The organism is Lysobacter olei, from assembly GCF_054777355.1.
The window spans coordinates 34,319-55,185 of record NZ_BAAHAT010000008.1 but is presented as its reverse complement, the minus strand read 5'-3'; the positions used below and the strand labels follow the sequence as shown (position 1 = coordinate 55,185).

20 protein-coding genes and 1 other RNA gene are annotated in these 20,867 nt (G+C 69.8%); 17 read left to right on the top strand and 4 right to left on the bottom strand.

Annotation, left to right across the window (positions count from 1 at the left end):
- Positions 1–15 precede the first annotated feature (15 nt).
- From ACYVBS_RS12310 to thiL, 5 genes are all read left to right on the top strand, one after another.
- Positions 16–663: a riboflavin synthase gene (locus ACYVBS_RS12310; protein ID WP_460823959.1), complete on the top strand. Its 648-nt coding sequence runs from the start codon at positions 16–18 to the stop codon at positions 661–663.
- Positions 660–1,775, top strand: a complete 1,116-nt coding sequence (ribB, locus tag ACYVBS_RS12305; RefSeq protein ID WP_460823958.1) for a 3,4-dihydroxy-2-butanone-4-phosphate synthase — start codon at positions 660–662, stop codon at positions 1,773–1,775. The genes ACYVBS_RS12310 and ribB overlap by 4 nt, the downstream gene beginning before the upstream one ends.
- Before the next feature lie 149 nt (positions 1,776–1,924).
- Positions 1,925–2,422 (top strand): 6,7-dimethyl-8-ribityllumazine synthase, encoded by a 498-nt coding sequence (gene ribH, locus ACYVBS_RS12300; protein WP_460823957.1) that lies wholly within the window; start codon positions 1,925–1,927, stop codon positions 2,420–2,422.
- Entirely contained in the window at positions 2,419–2,883 is a 465-nt protein-coding gene (gene nusB, locus ACYVBS_RS12295; protein ID WP_460823956.1) for a transcription antitermination factor NusB, read from the top strand. The genes ribH and nusB overlap by 4 nt, the downstream gene beginning before the upstream one ends.
- A gap of 5 nt (positions 2,884–2,888) precedes the next feature.
- On the top strand, positions 2,889–3,851 hold the full coding sequence (gene thiL, locus ACYVBS_RS12290; RefSeq protein ID WP_460823955.1) for a thiamine-phosphate kinase: 963 nt from the start codon (positions 2,889–2,891) through the stop codon (positions 3,849–3,851).
- Positions 3,852–3,873: 22 nt separating this feature from the next.
- Here thiL and ACYVBS_RS12285 read toward each other — a convergent pair whose 3' ends face one another.
- The 4 genes from ACYVBS_RS12285 to ACYVBS_RS12270 form a co-directional block, all read right to left on the bottom strand.
- Positions 3,874–4,458, bottom strand: a complete 585-nt coding sequence (locus ACYVBS_RS12285) for a uracil-DNA glycosylase family protein (protein WP_460823954.1) — start codon at positions 4,456–4,458, stop codon at positions 3,874–3,876.
- An 81-nt stretch (positions 4,459–4,539) separates the two neighbouring features.
- Positions 4,540–5,922 carry an FAD-binding oxidoreductase gene (locus tag ACYVBS_RS12280; RefSeq protein ID WP_460823953.1) on the bottom strand — a complete coding sequence of 461 codons (1,383 nt, stop codon included), beginning with the start codon at positions 5,920–5,922 and terminating at the stop codon, positions 4,540–4,542.
- A gap of 84 nt (positions 5,923–6,006) precedes the next feature.
- Positions 6,007–6,417 (bottom strand): YraN family protein, encoded by a 411-nt coding sequence (locus tag ACYVBS_RS12275; RefSeq protein WP_460823952.1) that lies wholly within the window; start codon positions 6,415–6,417, stop codon positions 6,007–6,009.
- On the bottom strand, positions 6,392–7,732 hold the full coding sequence (locus ACYVBS_RS12270; protein ID WP_460823950.1) for a penicillin-binding protein activator: 1,341 nt from the start codon (positions 7,730–7,732) through the stop codon (positions 6,392–6,394). Before ACYVBS_RS12270 ends, ACYVBS_RS12275 begins: the two co-directional genes overlap by 26 nt.
- 79 nt (positions 7,733–7,811) lie before the next feature.
- Here ACYVBS_RS12270 and rsmI point away from each other — a divergent pair, with 79 nt between their 5' ends.
- The 12 genes from rsmI to murC all read left to right on the top strand — a co-directional run bounded on the left by rsmI (position 7,812) and on the right by murC (position 20,865).
- Entirely contained in the window at positions 7,812–8,633 is an 822-nt protein-coding gene (gene rsmI / locus ACYVBS_RS12265; RefSeq protein ID WP_460823949.1) for a 16S rRNA (cytidine(1402)-2'-O)-methyltransferase, read from the top strand.
- 97 nt (positions 8,634–8,730) lie between these two features.
- An RNA gene (rnpB, locus tag ACYVBS_RS12260) (RNase P RNA component class A) lies at positions 8,731–9,095 on the top strand.
- A gap of 354 nt (positions 9,096–9,449) precedes the next feature.
- Entirely contained in the window at positions 9,450–9,896 is a 447-nt protein-coding gene (gene mraZ / locus ACYVBS_RS12255) for a division/cell wall cluster transcriptional repressor MraZ (protein WP_460823948.1), read from the top strand.
- A gap of 11 nt (positions 9,897–9,907) precedes the next feature.
- A complete protein-coding gene (rsmH, locus tag ACYVBS_RS12250; protein WP_460823947.1) occupies positions 9,908–10,849 on the top strand; it encodes a 16S rRNA (cytosine(1402)-N(4))-methyltransferase RsmH in 942 nt (313 codons plus the stop codon).
- Positions 10,846–11,112, top strand: a complete 267-nt coding sequence (ftsL, locus tag ACYVBS_RS12245; RefSeq protein WP_460823946.1) for a cell division protein FtsL — start codon at positions 10,846–10,848, stop codon at positions 11,110–11,112. Before rsmH ends, ftsL begins: the two co-directional genes overlap by 4 nt.
- Before the next feature lie 143 nt (positions 11,113–11,255).
- On the top strand, positions 11,256–13,034 hold the full coding sequence (locus ACYVBS_RS12240) for a peptidoglycan D,D-transpeptidase FtsI family protein (protein WP_460824063.1): 1,779 nt from the start codon (positions 11,256–11,258) through the stop codon (positions 13,032–13,034).
- Positions 13,031–14,515: a UDP-N-acetylmuramoyl-L-alanyl-D-glutamate--2,6-diaminopimelate ligase gene (locus ACYVBS_RS12235; RefSeq protein WP_460823945.1), complete on the top strand. Its 1,485-nt coding sequence runs from the start codon at positions 13,031–13,033 to the stop codon at positions 14,513–14,515. Before ACYVBS_RS12240 ends, ACYVBS_RS12235 begins: the two co-directional genes overlap by 4 nt.
- On the top strand, positions 14,512–15,903 hold the full coding sequence (locus ACYVBS_RS12230; protein ID WP_460823944.1) for a UDP-N-acetylmuramoyl-tripeptide--D-alanyl-D-alanine ligase: 1,392 nt from the start codon (positions 14,512–14,514) through the stop codon (positions 15,901–15,903). The genes ACYVBS_RS12235 and ACYVBS_RS12230 overlap by 4 nt, the downstream gene beginning before the upstream one ends.
- A complete protein-coding gene (mraY, locus tag ACYVBS_RS12225) occupies positions 15,893–16,978 on the top strand; it encodes a phospho-N-acetylmuramoyl-pentapeptide-transferase (protein WP_460823943.1) in 1,086 nt (361 codons plus the stop codon). The genes ACYVBS_RS12230 and mraY overlap by 11 nt, the downstream gene beginning before the upstream one ends.
- A gap of 1 nt (position 16,979) precedes the next feature.
- The gene (ftsW, locus tag ACYVBS_RS12220; RefSeq protein WP_460823942.1) at positions 16,980–18,317 is read left to right on the top strand and encodes a putative lipid II flippase FtsW; all 1,338 of its coding nucleotides are present in this window, start codon (positions 16,980–16,982) and stop codon (positions 18,315–18,317) included.
- Positions 18,314–19,408, top strand: a complete 1,095-nt coding sequence (gene murG / locus ACYVBS_RS12215; RefSeq protein WP_460823941.1) for an undecaprenyldiphospho-muramoylpentapeptide beta-N-acetylglucosaminyltransferase — start codon at positions 18,314–18,316, stop codon at positions 19,406–19,408. Before ftsW ends, murG begins: the two co-directional genes overlap by 4 nt.
- A complete protein-coding gene (gene murC, locus ACYVBS_RS12210; protein ID WP_460823940.1) occupies positions 19,405–20,865 on the top strand; it encodes a UDP-N-acetylmuramate--L-alanine ligase in 1,461 nt (486 codons plus the stop codon). The genes murG and murC overlap by 4 nt, the downstream gene beginning before the upstream one ends.
- The last annotated feature ends 2 nt before the right edge of the window (positions 20,866–20,867 follow it).

Below are 20,867 nucleotides of genomic sequence, written 5' to 3'. Positions count from 1 at the left end.
CGTGGGTGCCGCCTGATGTTCACCGGCATCATCGAAGGCGTCGGCCGGCTGGCCACGCGTGAACTGCGCGGCGGCGACGCCCGCCTGCGCATCGAGGTCGGCAGCCTGCCGTTCGACGATGTGCGACTGGGCGAGAGCATCGCGGTCAACGGCACCTGCCTGACCGTCATCGCCTTCGACGCCACCGCGTTCGAGGCCGACGCCTCCACCGAGACCCTGGCGCTGACCACCCTCGGCGCACTGGCCGAAGGCGCCATGGTCAACCTCGAGCGCGCCATGCGCCCCACCGACCGCCTCGGCGGCCACATCGTCAGCGGCCATGTCGATGGCGTGGGCCGCGTCGAGCGCATCACCGAGGACGCGCGCGCGCTGCGCTGGCGTTTCAGTGCGCCCACCGCGCTGCTGCGCTACATCGCCAAGAAGGGCTCGATTTGCGTCGATGGCGTCAGCCTCACCGTCAACGAGGTCGATGACACGGGCTTCGAAGTCGCGCTGATCCCGCACACCGTGTCGCACACCGCCTTCCAGCAGACCAATGTCGGCGATGCGGTCAACCTCGAGGTGGATCTGGTCGCGCGCTACGCCGAGCGCCTGTTCGCCCACCGCGCCACCGCCACCGACGACCATTTCGCAAGCGGCACCGCCGCTGGAGAACCCGCATGAGCTTCGCCCCCATCCCCGAAATCCTCGAGGAAATTCGCGCCGGCCGCATGGTCGTGATCGTCGATGACGAGGACCGCGAGAACGAAGGCGATCTGATCATGGCCGCCGAACTGGTGCGGCCGCAGGACATCAACTTCATGGTCACGCATGCGCGCGGCCTGGTGTGCCTGTCGCTCACCCGCGAACGCTGCCGCCAGCTGGGCCTGCCGCCGATGGTGCGCGACAACACCTCGCCGCACCACACCAACTTCACCGTCAGCATCGAGGCGGCCGAGGGCGTGACCACCGGCATCAGCGCCTACGACCGCGCCCACACCGTGCGCACCGCCGTGCGCCCCGACGCCGGCCCCGAAGACCTCAGCCAGCCGGGCCACATCTTTCCGCTGCAGGCGCAGCCGGGCGGCGTGCTCAACCGCGCCGGCCACACCGAGGCCGCCAGCGACCTGGCGCTGCTCGCCGGCCTGGAGCCCTCGGGCGTGCTGGTGGAGATCCTCAACGCCGACGGCAGCATGGCGCGCCGCCCGCAGCTGGAAGCCTTCGCCAAGGAACACGGGCTGAAGATCGGCTCGATTGAGGAGCTGATCCGCTACCGCTTGGCCACCGAGCACACCGTCGAGCGCGTGGACAGCCGCGAGATCGACACCGAGCACGGCCCGTTCCAGCTGACCACCTACCGCGACCGCCTCAGCCACGCGCTGCACTTCGCCCTGCTGCGTGGCACCCCGGACAAGGCGCAGCCCACGCTGGTGCGCGTGCACGTGCAGAACCTGCTGGCCGATGCGCTCCACTGGCGCCGGCCGGACTTCGGCCCGGCAGTGGGGGACGTGCTGGGCGCCATCGCCCGCGAAGGCCGCGGCGCGCTGGTGGTGCTGGCTGACACGGCTACCCCGGAGGCGCTGCTCGCCCGCGTGCGTGCACCTGCCCAGCAGGAGGAGCTGACCCCGGGTGCCGGACACGCCCTGACCGAGTGGCGCCGCACCGGTGCCGGCGCGCAGATCCTGGCCGACCTGGGCCTGGGCCAGTTGCGCGTGCTGGGCACCCCGCGCAAGCAGATCGGCCTGGCCGGCTTCGGCCTGGAGGTCGTGGAATACGTGGACCCGCACGGGCTCTGAGCCCCGACGGCGGCCGCGACCTGCCGGTCCGGATGTCGCCCGCGGCGTGCCCTTGCGGCAGCGACGTGACCCCAGAACCCGTGGCAACACCACGGGTTTCGCGCCCAGCCGCTAAACTAACCCTCTTGACCTGACGACCGGCCCCCCACATGCCCCATATCGAAGGCGACCTGCGCAGCCCCACCGGCGCGCGCTACGCCATCATCGCCAGCCGCTGGAACCCGCGCATCACCGACACCCTGGTGGCGGGCGCGCGCAAGACCTTCTCCGAGAACGGCGTAGCCGAGGACGCGGTGGACGTGATCCGCGTGCCGGGCGCATGGGAGATCCCCGTGACAGCCGCGCGCATCGCCGCCGCGGGCCAGCACGCCGCCGTGGTGGCGCTTGGCTGCGTGGTGCGTGGCGACACCCGCCACTACGAGCAGGTGGCCGATGGCTGCTCCGAGGGGCTGATGCGCGTCGCGCTGGACTACGGCCTGCCGGTGGCCAACGGCGTGCTTGCCGTGGACCGTTTCGAGGATGCCGAGGCCCGCGCCGGCGGCAGCCATGGCAACAAGGGCGAGGAGGCCGCGCTGGTGGTGATCGAGATGTGCCACCTGCTGGACCAGTTGCCCGCCGCGCAGGACCTGCTGGAGGTGCTGGAATGAACAATCGCCGCCGCCCCGATGGCGTGGATCCCGTCGCCCGCTCGCGTGCGCGCCGTCGCGCGCTGCAGGCGGTGTACGCCTGGCAGCTCTCGGGCGCCAAGGTCAACGACGTGATTGCCCAGTTCGCCCACGAGCAGGCCAAGGAGCCTGCCGATCTCGCGTATTTCGAGGATCTGGTGCGTGGCGTGGACGAACACGTGAAGGCGCTGGACGAGGCCCTGGCCCCGTTCCTCGACCGCGAAGTGGAGCAGGTGGACCCGGTGGAGCGCGCCGCGCTGCGCATCGCCGCCTACGAGCTGCGCCTGCGTCCGGACGTGCCCTACCGCGTGGTCATCAACGAGGCCATCGAGTCCGTCAAGCGCTTCGGCGCCGAGCACGGCCACACCTACGTCAACGGCGTGCTGGACCATGCCGCCGCGGCGTGGCGCGCGGTGGAAGTGGGCGCCGGCCGCTCACGCTGAGCCCCATGGGCGGCTCCGCCGAATTCGACCTGATCGCCCGCATCCAGCAGCGCGTGGCCACGCGCGATGACGTGGTGCTGGGCATCGGCGACGACGCTGCCCTCCTGCAGCCGCCACCCGGCCAACAGCTGGTGGTGGCGATGGACACGCTCAACGCGGGCGTGCATTTCCCCGCTGAAACCGCGCCTGCCGACATCGGCTGGAAGGCGCTGGCCGTCAACCTTTCCGACCTCGCTGCAATGGGCGCCACCCCCGCGTGGTGCACGCTGTCGCTGTCGCTGCCGGAAAGTGACGCCGCGTGGGTTGATGCATTCCTCGACGGATTCCTTGCGCTGGCGCGCCAGCATGCCGTCGCCCTCGTCGGAGGCGACACCACCCGCGGGCCCTTGTCGGTGTGCGTCACCGTGCATGGCTTTGTCGCGCCTGGACGCGCACTGCGCCGCGATGCCGCACGGGTGGGCGATGACGTTTGGGTCAGCGGCACGCTGGGCGATGCCGCCGGCGCGCTTGCGCAATGGCACGCTGGCGTGCCGATGACGCCGGCATTGCGAGATCGCCTGGACCGGCCAACGCCAAGGGTCGCGCTGGGCCAGGCGCTTGAGGGCCAGGCGCAGGCCTGCATCGATGTCTCCGACGGCCTGGTGGCTGACCTGACGCACGTTGCACAGGCCAGTGGTGTCGGGATCGAGCTGCAGGTGGCCGCGCTGCCTGCCTCGGACGCCTTGCGCGTCAGCTTTGCAGGCGCGGAGTTGCCGCAGTTGCAGTCCAGCGGCGGTGATGACTACGAACTTTGCTTCACCGCACCTGCCGCCGCGCGCGAGGCCTTGGAGCAGATGGCTGCCGGCCACGGCGTGCGGATGACCCGCATCGGTGTCGTCACCGCAGCGTCGGGTCGAGTGACGCTGCACGATCGCACCGGCGCGCTCTGGGTGCCCGATCGATTGGGCTACGAGCATTTCCAGGGTTGAGCCGCCACGCGCTGCCGCGCCTTCAACCCAGCAGTTCGTGTACGCGCTCGCGCAGCGCGGGCACCGTTCCCGCCTCGAACCACGGATTGGCCTTGAACCAGCCCACATTGCGCGGACTCGGGTGAGGCAGGGGCAGGAAGTCCGGCAGGTAGTCGCGCCACGCGCGTACCGTGTCGGTTAGCGTGGCCTTGCGCCGTGTCCCCAGGAAATAGGCGTGCGCGTACTGGCCGATCAGCAGCGTCAGGCGAATCTCGGGCAGGAGCGGCAGCAGCTTCGGATGCCACGTGGCGCGGCACTCGGGCCGTGGCGGCAGGTCACCGGACGGGCCCCGGCCGGGGTAGCAGAATCCCATCGGCACGATCGCGACGCGGCGCTCGTCGTAAAACGCCTCCGCGTCCATACCCAGCCATTCGCGCAGCCGCTTGCCGCTGGCGTCATTCCAGGGGATGCCGGTGGCATGCACCTTGGTCCCCGGCGCTTGGCCGACCACCAGTAGCCGCGCCGTGGCGCTGGCGCGCAGCACCGGATTGGGACCGAGCGGCAGGTGCGCCTCGCAGATGCGGCAGGCGCGGATGTCGCGCAGCAGGCGGTCCAATGGGCGACTCACGGGTGCTGGCCCTCGCGGAAGGGAATCGACGGCGGCAGCGTAGCAACCGGGGATATGGAGGCCACGTGGCAGCGTGCGCCGTCAGGGTGGAAGCAGCTTTCCCGGATTGAGAATGCCGTCCGGGTCGAACACCGCCTTCAGCTGCCGCATCAGCGCCAGCGTGGGTGGCGTAATCGCCTGCGGCATGAAGTCGCGTTTGGCCAGGCCGATGCCGTGTTCGCCCGAGAGCGTGCCGCCCAGCGATACCGCCAGCGCGAACACGCGGGCCATCGCCGCGCGCGCGCGTTCCGATTGCGCCGCATTGGCCGGGTCGTACATCAGGTTGACGTGCAGGTTGCCGTTGCCGGCATGGCCGAAGCAGACGATGGGCAGGTCGAATTCGCGCGCCAAGGCCTGCACGCCATCCACCAGCGCCGGAATGCGCGAAACGGGCACTACCACGTCCTCGTTGATCTTGCCCGGCGCCAGCGTCCGCAGCGCGGGCGACAGGGCCTTGCGCGCCGCCCACAACTTCGCGCGGGCCGCTTCGTCGGCGGCATCGTCGAGCGAAACCAGTCCGTTGCCTTCGGCCGCGCGGGCCAGCGCCTCCATGTCGTGCGGCAGCGTTTCCGGGTCGCCGTCGGCTTCGATCATCAGCAGCGCACCGGCGTCGGCCGGCAGGTCCGCCCCGCCAACGTCGCGCGCCAGCCCCACGGCGTGCGCATCCATGAACTCCAGCATCGACGGCGTGACCGGCTGCGCCATCAGCCGCGCGACCGCTTGTGCGGCGCTGGAGACGTCGCGGTAGATCGCGCGCAGCGCGCGGCGTGCGGAAGGCGCGGGCGTCAGTCGCAGGCTGGCCTCCACGATCAGCGCCAGCGTGCCCTCGCTGCCCACCAGCAGCCGGTGCAGGTCATAGCCGGTGGCGCCCTTGGTGGTGGCGGTGCCGCATTCGATCAGCTCGCCCGCGCCGGTCACCGCGGTGAGCGCGAGCACGTTGTCGCGGCTCGCGCCGTATTTCACCGCGCGCGGTCCCCCCGCGTTGCAGGACAGGTTGCCCCCGACTGTGCTGAAGGCCGCGCTGGTCGGGTCCGGTGGCCAGAACAGCCCATGCGGTTGCAGTGCCGCCTGCAGGTCGCCATTGAGCACGCCCGGTTCCACCACGACGCAGCGGTCACCGGGGCGAATGGCGAGGATGCGGTTCATGCGCTCGAACGAAACGACCACGCCGCCAGCCACCGGCACGGTGGCCCCGGTGGTGTTCGTGCCGCGCCCGCGTGCGACCAGCGGCACCCGGTGCGCGCGGCACGCCAACACCAATTCGACCACCTGCTCGCGCGTGGTGGGCAGCGCCACGGCATCAGGCAAGGCCTCGCGGCGCGAATTGTCGAAAGCGTAGGCCAGGCGCTCACTGGGATCGTCACGCCAACCGTCGCCCAGCAGCGCGGCCAAGGCAGTACACAACGATGGCGGCAGCGTGCTCATGTCATTCCAGGGGTGGCACCGATGGCGTTGCGGTGGCGCCATGGGTGGCGACAGGCATCGCTGCCGGGACGACCGCTGTCCCGGTCATCGCACATCATCCACCCGGAACGCATCACGCAGCCAGGTCAGCCGCGGCGCGGCCGCGTCGCCCTCGGCGTCGATCACGTCGAAGCGGCACGGGGCATTCGCCCAGCGCGGATGGTGCATGAGGAACAGCTCCGCGGCGCGGATGAGCTTGCGGCATTTGCGCCAGTCCACCGAAGCCGCGCCCCCGCCAAAGCGGTCGTCGCGCCGGTAGCGCACCTCGACGAACACCAGGCTCTCGCCGTCGTGCATCACCAGGTCCAACTCGCCCAGGCGGTAGCCGACATTGGCCGCGACCGGCGTCATGCCCTCGGCGACCAGACGGTCGCGCGCCGCCGCCTCCACAGAGGCGCCCACGGCGCGCCGGTCACGCGGCGCGGCCGCGTCAGAGCGGAACGATGACGCCGCCACGGAAGGTCGACCACGCGGGCGTGCGCTGCACGTTGCCAAACCCATCGATGCGCAGCGTGCCCGTGGCACCTTGGATGCGGCCATCGGCTGCCAAGGCCAGACGTTCGAGGTACGCCGTCAGCTGCCATGCGTCATGGCCGAAGGCGAACAGGCGTGCCGCCGCACCGCGGGCAGTGGGCAGCATCGCCGCCGCGGCGCTCGCGCTCGGCAGCCCACGGGTGCCCTGCGTCGACCAAGCATCGGCGGGGAAGGCGATGCCATCCAGCGCTGCGTCTTCCGCGGCGTTGCCTGTGCCGGAGAGCAATTGAGACGTCGCGACCACCGGCTTACCGGTCAGTCCGGCCAGGCTGAGACGCGCCATGACGGCGCGTGCGGCAGGGCCGCGGATCGCCAGGAACACGCCGTCGACGCCTTTCTGCGCATGCGGCGCGTAATCCAGGGTGGCGCTGCCGACCACATCGGTGACGACGGCGCCGCGTTCGGCCAGCCGTTCGCGCATCGCCTGCGTGGCCCGACGCTGGCTGTCGTCCTCGCCACCAACCACTAGGACGTGGGCCGCCTTGCGGGCGAGCAGCCATTCGGCCGCGGCGACGCCTTCGTCTTCGGGCGTCAACGAAAAGCTGGCATTGCCGGCGGGCGGCGGCACGTCGCCGCGGTTGAGCGCCAGCACCGGCACCGGCAGCGACGGTCGGGAAAAGACGGTCGTCACCTCATCGCGCCCCAGGGGGCCAACGACGAAATCGTTGCCTTCGGCCACGGCCCGCTCGTACGCGGCCGTCACACCGGTGGCGGTGTCGTAGAACTGGATTTCAGGCTTGGCGCGCAATTCGGCGAAATAGCCCGCCAGCAGGCCATCGCGCACCGGCGCCGCGGCCGTTGCCAGGCTGCCGGACAGCGGAAGCAGGACGGCGAGCTTCACCGGCGGCCGATAGCCGTCGCGGTCGGCGGCGGGACGGATGCCGGCATCGAACTTCCACGCACTGCGGTCGAAGGGGCGGGGCAGTGGCAGGCCGCGCAACAGCAGCGCGCGCCCCGCGTGGTTGTACAGCGGGTCACCCGCCGGCAGGGCGGCGGCTTCGCGCGCAAGCGTGGCGTCGTCGAGTTGCGCCAGCAGGCGGTCGATCTGCTCATCCTGTGCCTTGCGCGCGGGGCCGGCCTGCGCGGCGGCACCGACTGCCAGCGCCTGCGCCTGCTGCATTTGTGGCGATCGCGCGGGCTGCGCGGTGCGCGGGCCGCCACTGGGCGCCGTGGCACAGCCACCGATGAGCGCCGCCAACAGCACCGGCGCGAACATCCACTTCCTCGACACAGTCATCATCGGCATGCAGGCGCCGCCACGCGGCGTTTTGGGGGGACCGGGTTACGATTCTACCCGTCCCCCCTGTGGAAGCACGATGCACACCCCCGGCACCCTCCATGTCGTCGCCACGCCCATCGGCAACCTCGGCGACCTGTCCCCGCGTGCGCTCGAGACGCTGCGCACGGTGGCCGCGGTCTGCGCCGAGGACACCCGCCACACCCGCCAGCTGCTCGCGCACTTCGGCCTCGAGCGGCCGCTGGTCGCGCTGCACCAGCACAACGAGGACGCACAGGCCGCGCAACTGGTGGCACGCCTGCAGGCCGGCGAGTCGCTGGCGCTGGTCTCCGACGCAGGCACGCCGCTGGTCAGCGACCCGGGCTTCCGCGTAGTCCGCGCCGCACGCGCGGCCGGCATCAAGGTCTCGCCGGTGCCCGGCGCCTGCGCGGCCATCGCCGCGTTGAGCGTGGCCGGACTGCCGTCGGACCGCTTCGCTTTCGAAGGCTTCCTGCCGGCCAAGGCCTCCGCGCGCCGCGAACGCCTGTCGCGTCTGGCCGCCGAGCCGCGCACCCTGCTGTTCTACGAGTCCGCGCACCGCATCGACGAGGCGCTGGAGGACATGGCCACCGCCTTCGGCCCCGCGCGCCCGGCGGTGATCGCGCGCGAGCTGACCAAACTGTTCGAGACCGTACTCGACGGGACCCTTGCCGACCTGCTGGCCAAGGTCCAGGCCGACCCCAACCAGCGCAAGGGCGAGTTCGTGGTGATGGTCGAAGGCGCGGGCGATGACGCCGATGCGCGCCTGGCCGAAGGCAAGCGCCTGTACGCCAAGCTGGCCGAGCATCTGCCACCGTCCACCGCCGCCAAACTGGCTGCCGAGCTCAGCGGCGCCCCGCGGAAGGCGCTGTACGGGCAATGATGCCGCGTTGCCACGCACAGTCGCCGCCGAAGCACCTGAACACAGTGCTGCCGCTTTGGACCAGCGCTCATTGAAAGCGTGAGAGAATGACTGCGGCGGAGCCGGCCAGACAGTCGCGTCATTCGAAAGAATGCCGAGGAAAGTCCGGGCTCCATAGGGCACGGTGCCAGGTAACGCCTGGGCGGCGCGAGCCGACGGAAAGTGCAACAGAGAGTAGACCGCCGAACGGTCCCTGTTCGAAAGAGCATCGGACGCGTGGCAAGGGTGAAACGGTGCGGTAAGAGCGCACCGCGAGTCTGGCAACAGACCGGCACGGCAAACCCCACCGGGAGCAAGACCAAATAGGGAGGCAATGCCGCGGCCCGCGGTGTCTCCGGGTAGGTTGCTTGAGCGCAGCGGTGACGCTGCGCCTAGAGGAATGACTGTCCACGACAGAACCCGGCTTATCGGCCGGCTCCGCCACTTTCCATTTCCCGGGCATCCCGCCCGCGCCGCGGCCCGTCTTATGGCGCAGTGCAGCATCCCGTGCGGCACCTCCGGGGTAGCCAGAACGACCTCACGCAAGTGATTGTTATCTGGTCGTGAAGACGTGCCGAATCTCAAAAAATGAGACGAAACAAGACTTAGTGGATAAGTCTTGAATAAGAGTGTGAAGTTCTCTTTAAGCCATTGATGCGCCAAGTGAAATTCCCATTGGAAAGTTGTTGACAACCCCTTGGGGCCTGCCTAAGGTGGGCATCAGAGGGAAATCCGGGTTTTTTGTGGTTTTCCAGTGGCGAAGCCGCCCGCTTAGAGGTGGCGCACACAAGGTGCTCAATGTTCCAGGGCGAGACCGCCATCACGATCGACGAGAAGGGCCGGCTGGCGGTGCCCACCGCCTACCGCGAGCTCGTCGCGCGCGATTGCGGCAACAAGCTGGTGATCACCTACAACCCGTTCGAATCCGGGTCCCTCTACATCTACCCCCTGCACGTGTGGGAGCGCGTCCGCGACGACGTCAACAAGCTCCCGCGGGTCAAGAAGTTCAGCCGGGTGATGCAGCTCAAGCTGGTGGGCGCGGCCCACTTCGTCGAGCTGGACGGCAACAGCCGCATCACCATTCCCCCCAGCCACCGCAGCGCCGTCGGCATCGACAAGAAGGCCGTGCTGCTGGGCATGGGCGACAAGTTCGAGTTGTGGAGCGAGCACGCGCATCACGAGCAGATCCGTCAGGTCATCACTGACGACGATCTGAGCGACGAGCTGCTCGATTTGCAGTTGTGACGGGCGGTGGCATGGACCGCACGCATGCGGCATCCGGCCACCTCCCGGTCTTGTACACGCAGGTGCTGGCAGGCCTGCGCGTGATCGGTGATGGCACGTACCTGGATGGCACGTTCGGCCGGGGTGGACACGCCCGCGGCGTGCTGGCGCAGTTGGGGCCCAAGGGGAAGCTGCTGGTGATGGACAAGGATCCCGAGGCGATCGCCGTGGCCGAACGAGAGTTCGGCGCGGACGCGCGCGTCGCGATCTACCGCGGCAGCTTCGCCGAACTGGCGCAGTGGTCGGCCACCGCCGAGGGGCTGGACGGCGTGCTGTTCGACCTGGGGGTGTCCTCGCCGCAGCTGGACAAGGCCGAGCGCGGCTTTTCGTTCGGCAAGGACGGCCCGCTGGACATGCGCATGGATCCCGAGTCCGGCGAAAGCGCCGCGCAATGGCTGGCCCGCGCCGACGAGCGCGAGATCGCCGACGTGCTGTGGACCTACGGCGAGGAGCGCCAGAGCCGCAAGATCGCGCGCACGATCGTGAGCCGCCGCGACGCGCAGCCGCTGCTTCGCACCGCACAGCTGGCCGACCTGATCGCCTCGGTCATGCCCCGCGGCGACAGCAAGATCCACCCGGCCACGCGCAGCTTCCAGGCCATCCGCATCTTCATCAACCGCGAGCTGGCCGACCTCGAGGCCGGTCTGGACGCGGCGATGGCGCGCCTCAAGCCTGGCGGCCGGCTGGCGGTGATCAGCTTCCATTCGCTGGAAGACCGCATCGTCAAGCAGTTCATCGCCAAGCATTCCAAGGCCCCGCCGGCCAACCGTCGCATGCCGGTGGAACAGGCGTTCACGCCGACGCTGCTGGCCATCGACGGCGCGCAGAAGGCGACTGACGAGGAAACCGCCACCAACCCGCGCGCCCGCAGCGCCGTGCTGCGCGTTGCCGAGAAGTTGGGGGCGGCCGCATGAGCCTGCGCATCGCCCTGGTCGCACTGATCGTGGCCAACCTCATCTCGGCGCTGATGGTGGTGCAGGCCCGCCACCAGCATCGCCGCCTGTTCATCCAGTTCAGCCAGCTGGAAAAGGCCCGCGACGACCTCAATATCGAATTCGGAAGGCTCCAGTTGGAGCAGGCGACCTGGGCGGAGAGCAACCGCATCGACCAGGTGGCCCGTGACCGCCTCGGCATGAAGTTTCCCGAAGGCGCCGAAACCGTGGTGATCCGGCCATGACCCGCCGCGACGCGCAGCCCCACGCCACCGCCGGCCAGCGCCTGCTGGCCGCGATCCGTTTGCGGCTGCAGGCTTTGCGCGGCGACGGTGGCCGCGGGCGCGGCCGCAACCGCGGCGGCTTCGATCTGCGGGGCCGTTTGCTGATGGTCGGTGGCGCGCTGGGCCTGTGCTCGGTGGTGCTGGTCGGTCGCGCGTTCGACCTGCAGGTGGTGCACAACGAGTTCTACCGTGAGCAGGGCGAAGCGCGCTTCAAGCGCGAACTGCCGATCCCGACCTCGCGCGGCATGATCACCGACCGCAACGGCGAGCCGCTGGCGGTGTCGACGCCGGTGGAATCGATCTGGGCCAATCCGCAGGAGCTGCTGAAGAACCCGGCACGCATCCCGGAGCTGGCCCAGGCGCTGGGCGTGCCCGCCGACTACCTGGCGCGCAAGGTCGGGCAGAAGGCCGGCAAGGAATTCGTCTACCTCAAGCGTCGCATCAACCCGGACGAGGCCAAGCGCATCCTCGCGCTGAAGATCCCGGGCGTGTCGTCGCAGCGCGAGTACCGCCGCTTCTACCCGCAGGGTGAGGCGATGGCGCACGTGCTGGGCTTCACCAACATCGACGATCGCGGCCAGGAAGGGCTCGAGCTGGCCTTTGAGGACTGGTTGCGCGGCAAGCCCGGCAGCAAGCGGGTCATCCGCGACCGCCAGGGCAACATCGTCGAGAGCGTGGACCTGGTCACCCCCGCCGAGCCCGGCAAGGACCTGACGCTGACCATCGACCGCCGCATCCAGTACCTGGCGCATCGCGAACTGCGCAGCGCGCTGCTGCGCACCGGCGCCAGCGCGGGCTCGGTGGTGGTGCTGGACGTGGCGACGGGCGAAGTGCTGGCGATGGCCAACCTGCCCACGTACAACCCCAATGCCGGCGGTGGCACCAACATCGATGCCCACCGCAACCGCGCGGTGACCGACGTGGTCGAGCCGGGCTCCACCATGAAGCCGCTGACCGTGGCGGCCGGGCTCAAGGCGGGCGTGATCACGCCCAACACGGTGTTCGACCTCAACCCGGGTTACATGGCCCTGGACCGCCGCTACACCATCCGCGACCACCGCAACTACGGCATCCAGACCACCACCGGCATCATCACCAAGAGTTCCAACCTGGGCGCGGCGCAGATCGCGGCCAAGCTGGACAGCCAGTATTTCTACGAGTTCATCCGCGGCTTCGGCTACGGGCAGGTGCCGCAGAGCGGCTTCCCGGGCGAGTCGCCGGGCCTGCTGTCGCCGCCGGCCAAATGGTTCGGCACCACCAAGGCCACCATGTCGTACGGCTACGGCCTGTCGGCCACCCCGCTGCAGATCGCCGTGGCGTATGCCGCGTTGGGCAACGGCGGCAAGCTGATCCGCCCGACCTTCGTGAAGGGCGAGGAGCGCGAGTCGCGCCAGGTGCTGGAGCCGGCGATCGCCAACGAAGTGCTGCGCATGATGCAGACCGTGACCGAGGAAGGCGGTACCGCCACGCAGGCGGCCATCCTGGGCTACCACGTCGCAGGCAAGACCGGCACGGCGCGCAAGTTCAACAGCACCGGCGGCTACTCGCGGCGCTACGTGTCCTTCTTTGCCGGCCTGGTGCCCGTGGATCGCCCCCGCTTCTCCATGGTGGTGGTGGTGGACGATCCGGATCCGGGCAAGGGCTATTTCGGTGGCCTGGTGTCCGCGCCGGTGTTCAAGAGCGTGATGGAAGGTTCGCTCCGTCTGATGGACGTGGCGCCCGACGACATCGACACGTGGCTGGCGGCACAGGCCGAGGCGGAGGCCAAGCGCATCCGGGCCAACGGCGGCAAGCCATCGAAGGACGGCCCGGTGCTGCCCGCCGTCGCGCAGGCCGGGGCAACCTTGCCGAGCCCGGTCCCGGTGGTGGGAGGGCTGCCATGAGCGGTACCAAGCTGCTCGCCACCCTGCTTCCCGACGTCGCCGGCATCCCCGGCGATCTGCGCATCTCCGGTTTGGTCATGGACAGCCGTGAGGTCACGCCGGGCTGCGCTTTCGTGGCCATCGCCGGCTTCGGTGCGCATGGCCTTCAGTTCGCCGAGCAGGCGCTGGCCGCCGGCGCGGTGGCCGTGCTGTTCGAGCCGCCGGCGCCGGACCACCTGGCGCCGCCGGCCGGCGCTATTGCGGTGCCTGACCTGCGTGCGCGCCTGGGTGAACTCGCCGACGCCTTCCACGACCGTGTCACCGAGGCGATGACCCTGGTGGGGGTCACCGGCACCAACGGCAAGACCTCCACCGTGCAGCTGCTCGCGCAGGCGTGGACGCTGCAGGGCACCACCGCGGGGAGCGTGGGTACGCTGGGCACGGGCCTGTACGGCCACGTCGTCCCGACCGGTTTCACGACGCCGCTGGTGCTGCGCACCCACAGCCTGCTCGCCGAGCTGCATGAGGCCGGCGCCAAGGCGGTGGCCATGGAGGTCAGTTCGCACGCGCTCGACCAGGGCCGCGTGGCCGGCCTGCATTACGACGTCGCCGTGTTCACCAACCTCACCCGTGACCATCTCGACTACCACGGCGACATGGGCACCTACGGCGCGGCCAAGGCGCGCCTGTTCCAGTGGCCGGGACTCAAGGCCGCGGTGGTCAACCTCGATGACGCCTTCGGCGCCACGCTGCCCGGCATGCTGGCCGAAGGCGTGCGCTGCATCGGCTTCAGCTCGCGCGGGCATGCCGAGGCGGTGGTGCGCGCCGAGGCGCCGCGCCTGGACGCGGGCGGCCTGCATTTCAACCTGGTCGTGGCGGACGAAGTGCACCCCGTGCTTTCGCCGTTGCTGGGCCGGTTCAACGTCGACAACCTGCTGGCCGTGGCGGCCACCCTGTACGCACTGGGCCAGGCGCCCGCGGACATCGCCGCCACGCTGGCCCGGCTGCAGCCCATCCACGGCCGCATGAATCGCCTTGGCGGCGATGAAGGGCCGACGGGTCGTCGTCCGCTGGTGGTGATCGATTACGCCCATACGCCGGATGCGCTGGAGCAGGCGCTGGCCACGCTGCGCGGGCATTCCGAGGCGCGTCTGATGTGCGTGTTCGGTTGCGGCGGCGAGCGCGACCGCGGCAAGCGCCCGCAGATGGCGGCGATCGCCGAGCGCCTGGCGGACGTCGTCGTGGTCACCGACGACAACCCGCGCGCCGAGGACGGCGACCAGATCGTGCAGGACATCATGGCCGGCTTCGCCGCGCCGCAGGCCGTCCACGTGCAGCGCGACCGTGCGAAGGCCATCGCCTTCGCCGTGGCCGCCGCCGCGGCGGACGACATCGTGCTGGTGGCCGGCAAGGGTCACGAGCCGTACCAGGAGATCAACGGCGTGCAATACCCCTTCGACGACACGGACGTGGCGCGCGCTGCATTGGAGGCTCGCGCATGAAGACGCTGTGGCTCTCGACGATCGCGCGCATGGTGGGTGGGCACCTGGAGGGCGACGACCGCCAGGTTTTCGCCGTGTCCACGGACACCCGCACGCTTTTCAACGGCGAAGGCGTGCTGTTCCTTGCGCTCAAGGGTGAGCGCTTCGACGGCCATGAGCACCTGCAGGACGCCGCGGAAGCCGGCGCCACGGCCGCGCTGGTGTCGCACCACGCGCCCGCACGCGTGGCCGGCTGGGACCTGCCGCAGGTGGTGGTGCACGACACCGAGCGCGCGCTGGCCGACCTCGCCGCAGCGCTGCAGCACGAGCGCGTGGGCGGCAAGGTGGTGGCCATCACCGGCAGCAACGGCAAGACCAGCGTAAAGACGCTGGTGCTGTCGATCCTGGAGCGTGCCGGCAAGACCTACGCCAACCCGGGCAACCGCAACAACGAGATCGGCCTGCCGCTCGCCGTGATCGACGCCCCGGACGACGCGCGCTACGCGGTGTACGAGATGGGCGCGGGCAAGCCGGGCGACATCGCCTACCTGACCCGCGTCGCGCGTCCCGACGTGTCGCTGGTCAACAACATCGCGCCGGCCCACCTGGAGCGCATGGGCAGCCTGCTGGCCGTGGCCGACACCAAAGCCGCGATCTACGACGCGCTGCCTGCCGACGGCACCGCAGTGATCAATGCCGACGACGCCTTCGCCCCGTACTTCGCCGAACGCGCACACGGTCGCCAACTGGTGTACTTCGGCCTGGACCACGGCGCCGACGTGACCGCGCGCGACATCGTGCTCGATGCCGACGGCTCGCGTTTCATCCTGGTCACGCCCGCGGGCGAGGCGCCGGTGACGCTGGCCATGCCGGGCCGCCACAACGTGCGCAATGCGCTGGCGGCCGCCGCCATGGCCGGTGCGCTGGGCGTGCCGCTGGACGTGATCGCCGAAGGCCTGAGCGCCGCGCAGCAGGTGGCCGGCCGCCTGATCTCGCACCGCCTCGGCAACGGTGCAGTGCTGATTGACGACAGCTACAACGCCAACCCCGGGTCGCTCGCGGCCGCCATCGACACGCTGGCCGCCGGCGGTGGCGAGGGCTGGCTGGTGCTGGGTGACATGCGAGAACTGGGCGACGACGCCGAGGCCATGCATGCCGAAGCCGGGCGCCGCGCCAAGGCCGCCGGCCTGCGCCGGTTGTACTCGCTGGGGCCGCTGAGCGCGGCCGCCGCCACCGCTTTCGGCGAAGGCGCGATGCAGTTCGACAGCCATGAGGCGCTGGCGACGGCGTTGGCCGCCGACCTGCGCGAAGGCGTGCGCGTGCTGGTCAAGGGCTCGCGCGGCAGCGCGATGGACAAGATCGTGACCGCGCTGCTGGGCGCGGAAAAGGGGAACACCCATGCTGCTTGAACTCGCGCGCTGGCTGGAGCAGTTGCAGAGCCTGTTCGGCCTGTTCAACTACCTCACTTTCCGCGGCATCCTCAGCGCGCTGACCGCGCTGGCCCTGTCGCTGTGGTGGGGCCCGGCGGTGATCCGCCGCCTCGGCCAGCTCAAGGGCGGCCAGCCGATCCGCAAGGACGGTCCGCAGTCGCACTTCTCCAAGGCCGGCACGCCGACCATGGGCGGTGCGCTGATCCTGCTCACCGTGCTCGCCTCGGTGCTGCTGTGGGGCGACCTGCGCAACAAGTACGTGTGGGTGGTCCTGGCGGTGATGATCGCCTTCGGCTGGATCGGCTGGTGGGATGACTGGATCAAGATCGTCAAGCGCGATCCCAACGGCATGAAGTCGCGCACCAAGTACGCACTGCAATCGCTGTTCGGGCTGGGCGCCGGCCTGTATCTGTACCTGTATGCCGACGTGCCGGCCGCGACCACGTTCTACGTGCCGTTCTTCAAGGCCGTCGCGCTGCCGCTGGCCGGCATTGGCTTCGTCGCCATCGCCTACCTGTGGATCGTCGGCTTCTCCAACGCGGTCAACCTGACCGACGGCCTGGACGGCCTGGCCATCATGCCCACGGTGCTGGTGGCGTCGGCGCTGGGCGTGTTTGCCTACGCCTCGGGCCACGCTGAATTTTCGAAATACCTGCAGATCCCGGCGGTGCCCGGCGCGGGCGAACTGGTGGTCATCTGCGCGGCCATCGCCGGCGCGGGCCTGGGCTTCCTGTGGTTCAACACCTACCCGGCGATGGTGTTCATGGGCGACATCGGCGCGCTGGCGCTGGGCGCCGTGCTCGGCACCATCGCGGTGATCGTGCGCCAGGAACTGGTCCTGGTGATCATGGGCGGCATCTTCGTCATCGAGACCCTGTCGGTGATGATCCAGGTCGCCAGCTTCAAGCTGACCGGCAAGCGCGTGTTCCGCATGGCGCCGATCCACCACCACTTCGAGCTCAAGGGCTGGCCAGAGCCGCGCGTGATCGTGCGTTTCTGGATCATTTCGGTGGTGCTGGTCCTGGTCGGACTGGCCACGTTGAAGGTGCGCTGACATGGATGCCGCCGCCCGCCAAGCCACCCGCCTCGACGCCATCCAGGGCCGTTTCGATCCCTGGCTGCTGGGTATCGCCCTGGCACTGGTCTGCCTGGGCGTGGTCATGGTGGGCTCGGCATCGGTCGCCATCGCCGAAGACGAAGGCTCCAGCCAGTACTACTACCTTATCCGCCATGCCGTGTTCATTGGTGGCGGCCTGGTGCTGGCCGCGTGGATCGCGCGCACCGAGCTCAAGACGGTCGAGCAGCACAGCTGGTGGTTGTTGCTGGCGTGCTTCGTGCTGTTGCTGCTGGTGTTCGTGCCGGGCATCGGCCGCACCGTCAATGGCGCGCGCCGCTGGCTGAATCTTGGCATCGCCGGCTTCCAGGCGGTCGAAGCCGTCAAGCTGTTCTTCATCATCTGGCTGGCGAGTTACCTCAAGCGCTTCAGCGAAGAGGTCAGCGCCACCTGGCCCGCCATGCTCAAGCCGCTGGGCGTGGCCGTCGCGCTGGTGGTCATCCTGCTGATGCAGCCAGACTTCGGGTCCTCCTCGCTGCTGCTGGCCATCACCGCGGGCATGCTGGTGCTGGGCGGGGTGAACATGCCGCGCATGTTCGCGCCGGTGCTGATCGGCCTGCCGCTGCTGGCCGTGATCGCCATCGCCGAGCCGTACCGCATGCGCCGCATCACCTCGTTCACCGACCCGTTCGCCGATCCCTTTGGCGCCGGCTACCAGTTGGCCAATGCGCTGATGGCCGTCGGGCGCGGCGAATGGCTGGGCGTGGGCCTGGGTGCGTCGGTGCAGAAGCTGTCTTACCTGCCGGAAGCGCACACGGACTTCATCATGGCGGTCATCGCCGAGGAGTTCGGGTTCCTGGGCGTGGTCATGGTCGTGGGCCTCTTCACCGCCTTCGTCGGACGCGCGTTCTGGGTGGGCTACAAGTGCGTGGAGATGCGCCGTCACTTCGCCGGCTACTGCGCCTTCGGCATCGGCCTGTGGATCGGTTTGCAGGCACTGGTGTCCATCGGCGTGAACCTGGGGCTGCTGCCGACGAAGGGCCTGACCCTGCCGCTGATTTCCTACGGCGGTTCCAGCGTGATGATGACCTGTGTCGCCGTCGGCCTGCTGCTGCGCGTGTCCTACGAACTTGATCGCGCGCAGCGCCAGGTCGCGCTGCGTCGCGGCGAAAGCGCGGCCGCCATGAGCGGTGCGCCCGCCTACATCCCGCCCACCGCCCAGCCGCTGCCTGCCATGGCTGCCGCCGCGCGCGTGGCCGTGTCCAAGGGTGCCGATGCGGTGCGCGGCACCAGCCGGCTGCGCCAGCGCGTCGAGCCCGTCCTCGGGAGGGGCGTATGAAGCCCGCCGCCACCGATACCGACCTGCACCCGGTGATGATCCTCGCCGGTGGCACCGGCGGTCATATCTTCCCGGGCCTGGCCGTGGCCCGTGCCCTGCGCGAGCGTGGCCAGCCCGTGCTGTGGCTGGGGGCCGAGGGCGGCATGGAGACGCGGCTGGTGCCGCAGCACGACATCGCCATCGACACCATTGCCGTGCGCGGTGTGCGCGGCAAGGGCATCGCCACGCTGCTGGCGGCGCCGTTCAAGCTGCTGGGCACGGTGCGCGCCGCCGGCCAGGTGCTGCGGCAGCGCCAGCCGCGCGCCGTCATCAGCTTTGGTGGTTTTGCGGCTGGCCCCGGTGGGCTGGCCGCGCGCCTGGCGGGTATTCCGCTGATCGTGCACGAACAAAACCGCGCGCCGGGCATGACCAACCGTGTGTTGTCGCGCCTGGCGCGCCATGTACTGACCGGCTTCCCGGACACCTTCCACACGGTGCAGGAAGAAGTGGTCGGCAATCCGGTGCGGGCTGAGATTTCCGCCGTCGCCCCGCCCGAGCAGCGCTTCGCTGGTCGCGAAGGTCCGCTGCGCCTGCTGGTGCTGGGCGGCAGCCAGGGCGCCCGCGCCTTGAATGCCGCGGTGCCGAAGGCGATCGCGGCACTGCACGGCGCGGTGGCCTTTGACGTCCGCCACCAGTGCGGCGAGAAGATGCGCGCCGAAGCCGAACAGGCCTACGCGCAGGCCGGCGTGTCCGCGTCGGTGGAACCGTTCATTGCCGACATGGCGGCCGCCTATGCGTGGGCGGATGTCGTGGTGTGCCGGGCGGGCGCGTTGACGCTGGCCGAGCTGTGCGCGGTGGGCGTGCCCAGCGTGCTGGTGCCGTTCCCGCAGGCCGTGGACGACCACCAGACCAAGAACGCGCAGTACCTGGTCGCACGCCATGCCGCGCGCCTGCTGCCCCAGGACGATGGGCTCGACCAGCGCCTGGCCGCCACCCTGCAATCCCTCAACGACCGCGATGCCCTGCTGCACATGGCGCAGGCCGCGCGGTCGCTCGCCAAACCCGACGCGGCCGCCCGCGTTGCCGACATCGTCCTGGAGCACACCGCATGAGTTCGGCCCTTCGCCGCCGCCTGCAACACAACGGCGACCTCGCCAAGGCCTTCCCGCGCGTGCACTTCGTCGGTATCGGCGGTGTCGGCATGAGCGGCATCGCGGAAGTGATGTGCACGCTCGGCTACCAGGTGTCCGGTTCGGACAACGCCGACAACGCAGTCACCCGTCGCCTCGCCTCGCTCGGCATCAGCGTGCAGAAAGGCCATGCGGCGGCCAACGTGCTGGGCACCGACTGCGTGGTGGTTTCCAGCGCGATCAAGGCCGATAACCCGGAATTGATGGAAGCGCGCGCGCAGCGTATCCCGGTGGTGCCGCGTGCGGAGATGCTCGCCGAGCTGATGCGCTTCAAGCGCGGCATCGCGGTCGCCGGCACCCACGGCAAGACCACCACCACCTCGCTCACGGCCAGCGTGCTGGGCGAGGGCGGGATCGACCCGACCTTCGTCATCGGTGGCCAGTTGCTCGCCGCGGGTGCCAATGCGCGCCTGGGCAAGGGCGACTGGCTGGTGGCCGAGGCCGACGAAAGCGACGGCAGCTTCCTGCGCCTCAACCCGCAGATCGCGGTGGTCACCAACATCGATGCCGACCATCTGGAGAATTACGGCGGCGACTTTGCCAAGGTCCAGGCCGCATTCGACGAATTCCTGCACCGCCTGCCGTTCTACGGCCTGGCCGTGCTGTGCATCGAGGATCCGGAAGTGGCGGCGCTCGCCGCGCGCACCTCGCGCCACGTGATGACCTACGGCTTCGGCGAACATGCCGATGTCCGCGCGGTGGACGTGCAGCAGGCCGGCCCGCACATGCGCTTCACCCTGTGCCTGCCCGACGGCACGCACACGCCGGTCACACTGGCGCTCCCCGGCCGCCACAACGTGCTCAATTCGCTGGCCGCCGCGGCGGTGGGCTGGCAGCTCGGCGTCACCGCCGACGCCATCGGACGCGCGCTTGAGAAGTTCGCCGGCATCGGCCGCCGCTTCAACCTGCTGGCCGAGCCCAGCACCGCCAAGGGCGCCAAGGTCACGCTGGTGGACGATTACGGCCACCACCCCAAGGAGCTGGAAGCGGTGTTCGCAGCCGCGCGCGGCGGCTGGCCGGACAAGCGCCTGGTCGTGGCCTTCCAGCCGCACCGCTACAGCCGAACCCGCGACCTGTTCGATGACTTCGCCGCCGTGCTGTCGTCGGTCGATGCGCTGGTCCTGACCGAGGTTTATCCGGCCGGTGAGGCGCCCATCGCGGGCGCCGATGCGAAGTCGCTGGCCCGCGCCATTCGCGCCCGTGGCCGCATCGACCCGGTGGTGGTGCACACCTCCGCCGAGCTGGCCCAGGTGCTCCCCGACATCCTCGCCGATGGCGACCTGCTGCTGATGATGGGCGCGGGTGACATCGGCCATGCCGCGCAACACATCGCCAAGTCCGGCTTCGCGGACGCGGCCCCGCAAGGAGAACCCAAGTGAAC

Bases quoted from the DNA above. Each gene is read 5' to 3' on its own strand.
- ACYVBS_RS12310 (WP_460823959.1), top strand. From the start codon at position 16: ATGTTCACCGGCATCATCGAAGGCGTCGGCCGGCTGGCCACGCGTGAA.
- ribB (WP_460823958.1), top strand. From the start codon at position 660: ATGAGCTTCGCCCCCATCCCCGAAATCCTCGAGGAAATTCGCGCCGGC.
- ribH (WP_460823957.1), top strand. From the start codon at position 1,925: ATGCCCCATATCGAAGGCGACCTGCGCAGCCCCACCGGCGCGCGCTAC.
- nusB (WP_460823956.1), top strand. From the start codon at position 2,419: ATGAACAATCGCCGCCGCCCCGATGGCGTGGATCCCGTCGCCCGCTCG.
- thiL (WP_460823955.1), top strand. From the start codon at position 2,889: ATGGGCGGCTCCGCCGAATTCGACCTGATCGCCCGCATCCAGCAGCGC.
- ACYVBS_RS12280 (WP_460823953.1), bottom strand. From the start codon at position 5,922: ATGAGCACGCTGCCGCCATCGTTGTGTACTGCCTTGGCCGCGCTGCTG.
- ACYVBS_RS12270 (WP_460823950.1), bottom strand. From the start codon at position 7,732: ATGACTGTGTCGAGGAAGTGGATGTTCGCGCCGGTGCTGTTGGCGGCG.
- rsmI (WP_460823949.1), top strand. From the start codon at position 7,812: ATGCACACCCCCGGCACCCTCCATGTCGTCGCCACGCCCATCGGCAAC.
- mraZ (WP_460823948.1), top strand. From the start codon at position 9,450: ATGTTCCAGGGCGAGACCGCCATCACGATCGACGAGAAGGGCCGGCTG.
- rsmH (WP_460823947.1), top strand. From the start codon at position 9,908: ATGGACCGCACGCATGCGGCATCCGGCCACCTCCCGGTCTTGTACACG.
- ftsL (WP_460823946.1), top strand. From the start codon at position 10,846: ATGAGCCTGCGCATCGCCCTGGTCGCACTGATCGTGGCCAACCTCATC.
- ACYVBS_RS12240 (WP_460824063.1), top strand. From the start codon at position 11,256: ATGGTCGGTGGCGCGCTGGGCCTGTGCTCGGTGGTGCTGGTCGGTCGC.
- ACYVBS_RS12235 (WP_460823945.1), top strand. From the start codon at position 13,031: ATGAGCGGTACCAAGCTGCTCGCCACCCTGCTTCCCGACGTCGCCGGC.
- ACYVBS_RS12230 (WP_460823944.1), top strand. From the start codon at position 14,512: ATGAAGACGCTGTGGCTCTCGACGATCGCGCGCATGGTGGGTGGGCAC.
- mraY (WP_460823943.1), top strand. From the start codon at position 15,893: ATGCTGCTTGAACTCGCGCGCTGGCTGGAGCAGTTGCAGAGCCTGTTC.
- ftsW (WP_460823942.1), top strand. From the start codon at position 16,980: ATGGATGCCGCCGCCCGCCAAGCCACCCGCCTCGACGCCATCCAGGGC.
- murG (WP_460823941.1), top strand. From the start codon at position 18,314: ATGAAGCCCGCCGCCACCGATACCGACCTGCACCCGGTGATGATCCTC.
- murC (WP_460823940.1), top strand. From the start codon at position 19,405: ATGAGTTCGGCCCTTCGCCGCCGCCTGCAACACAACGGCGACCTCGCC.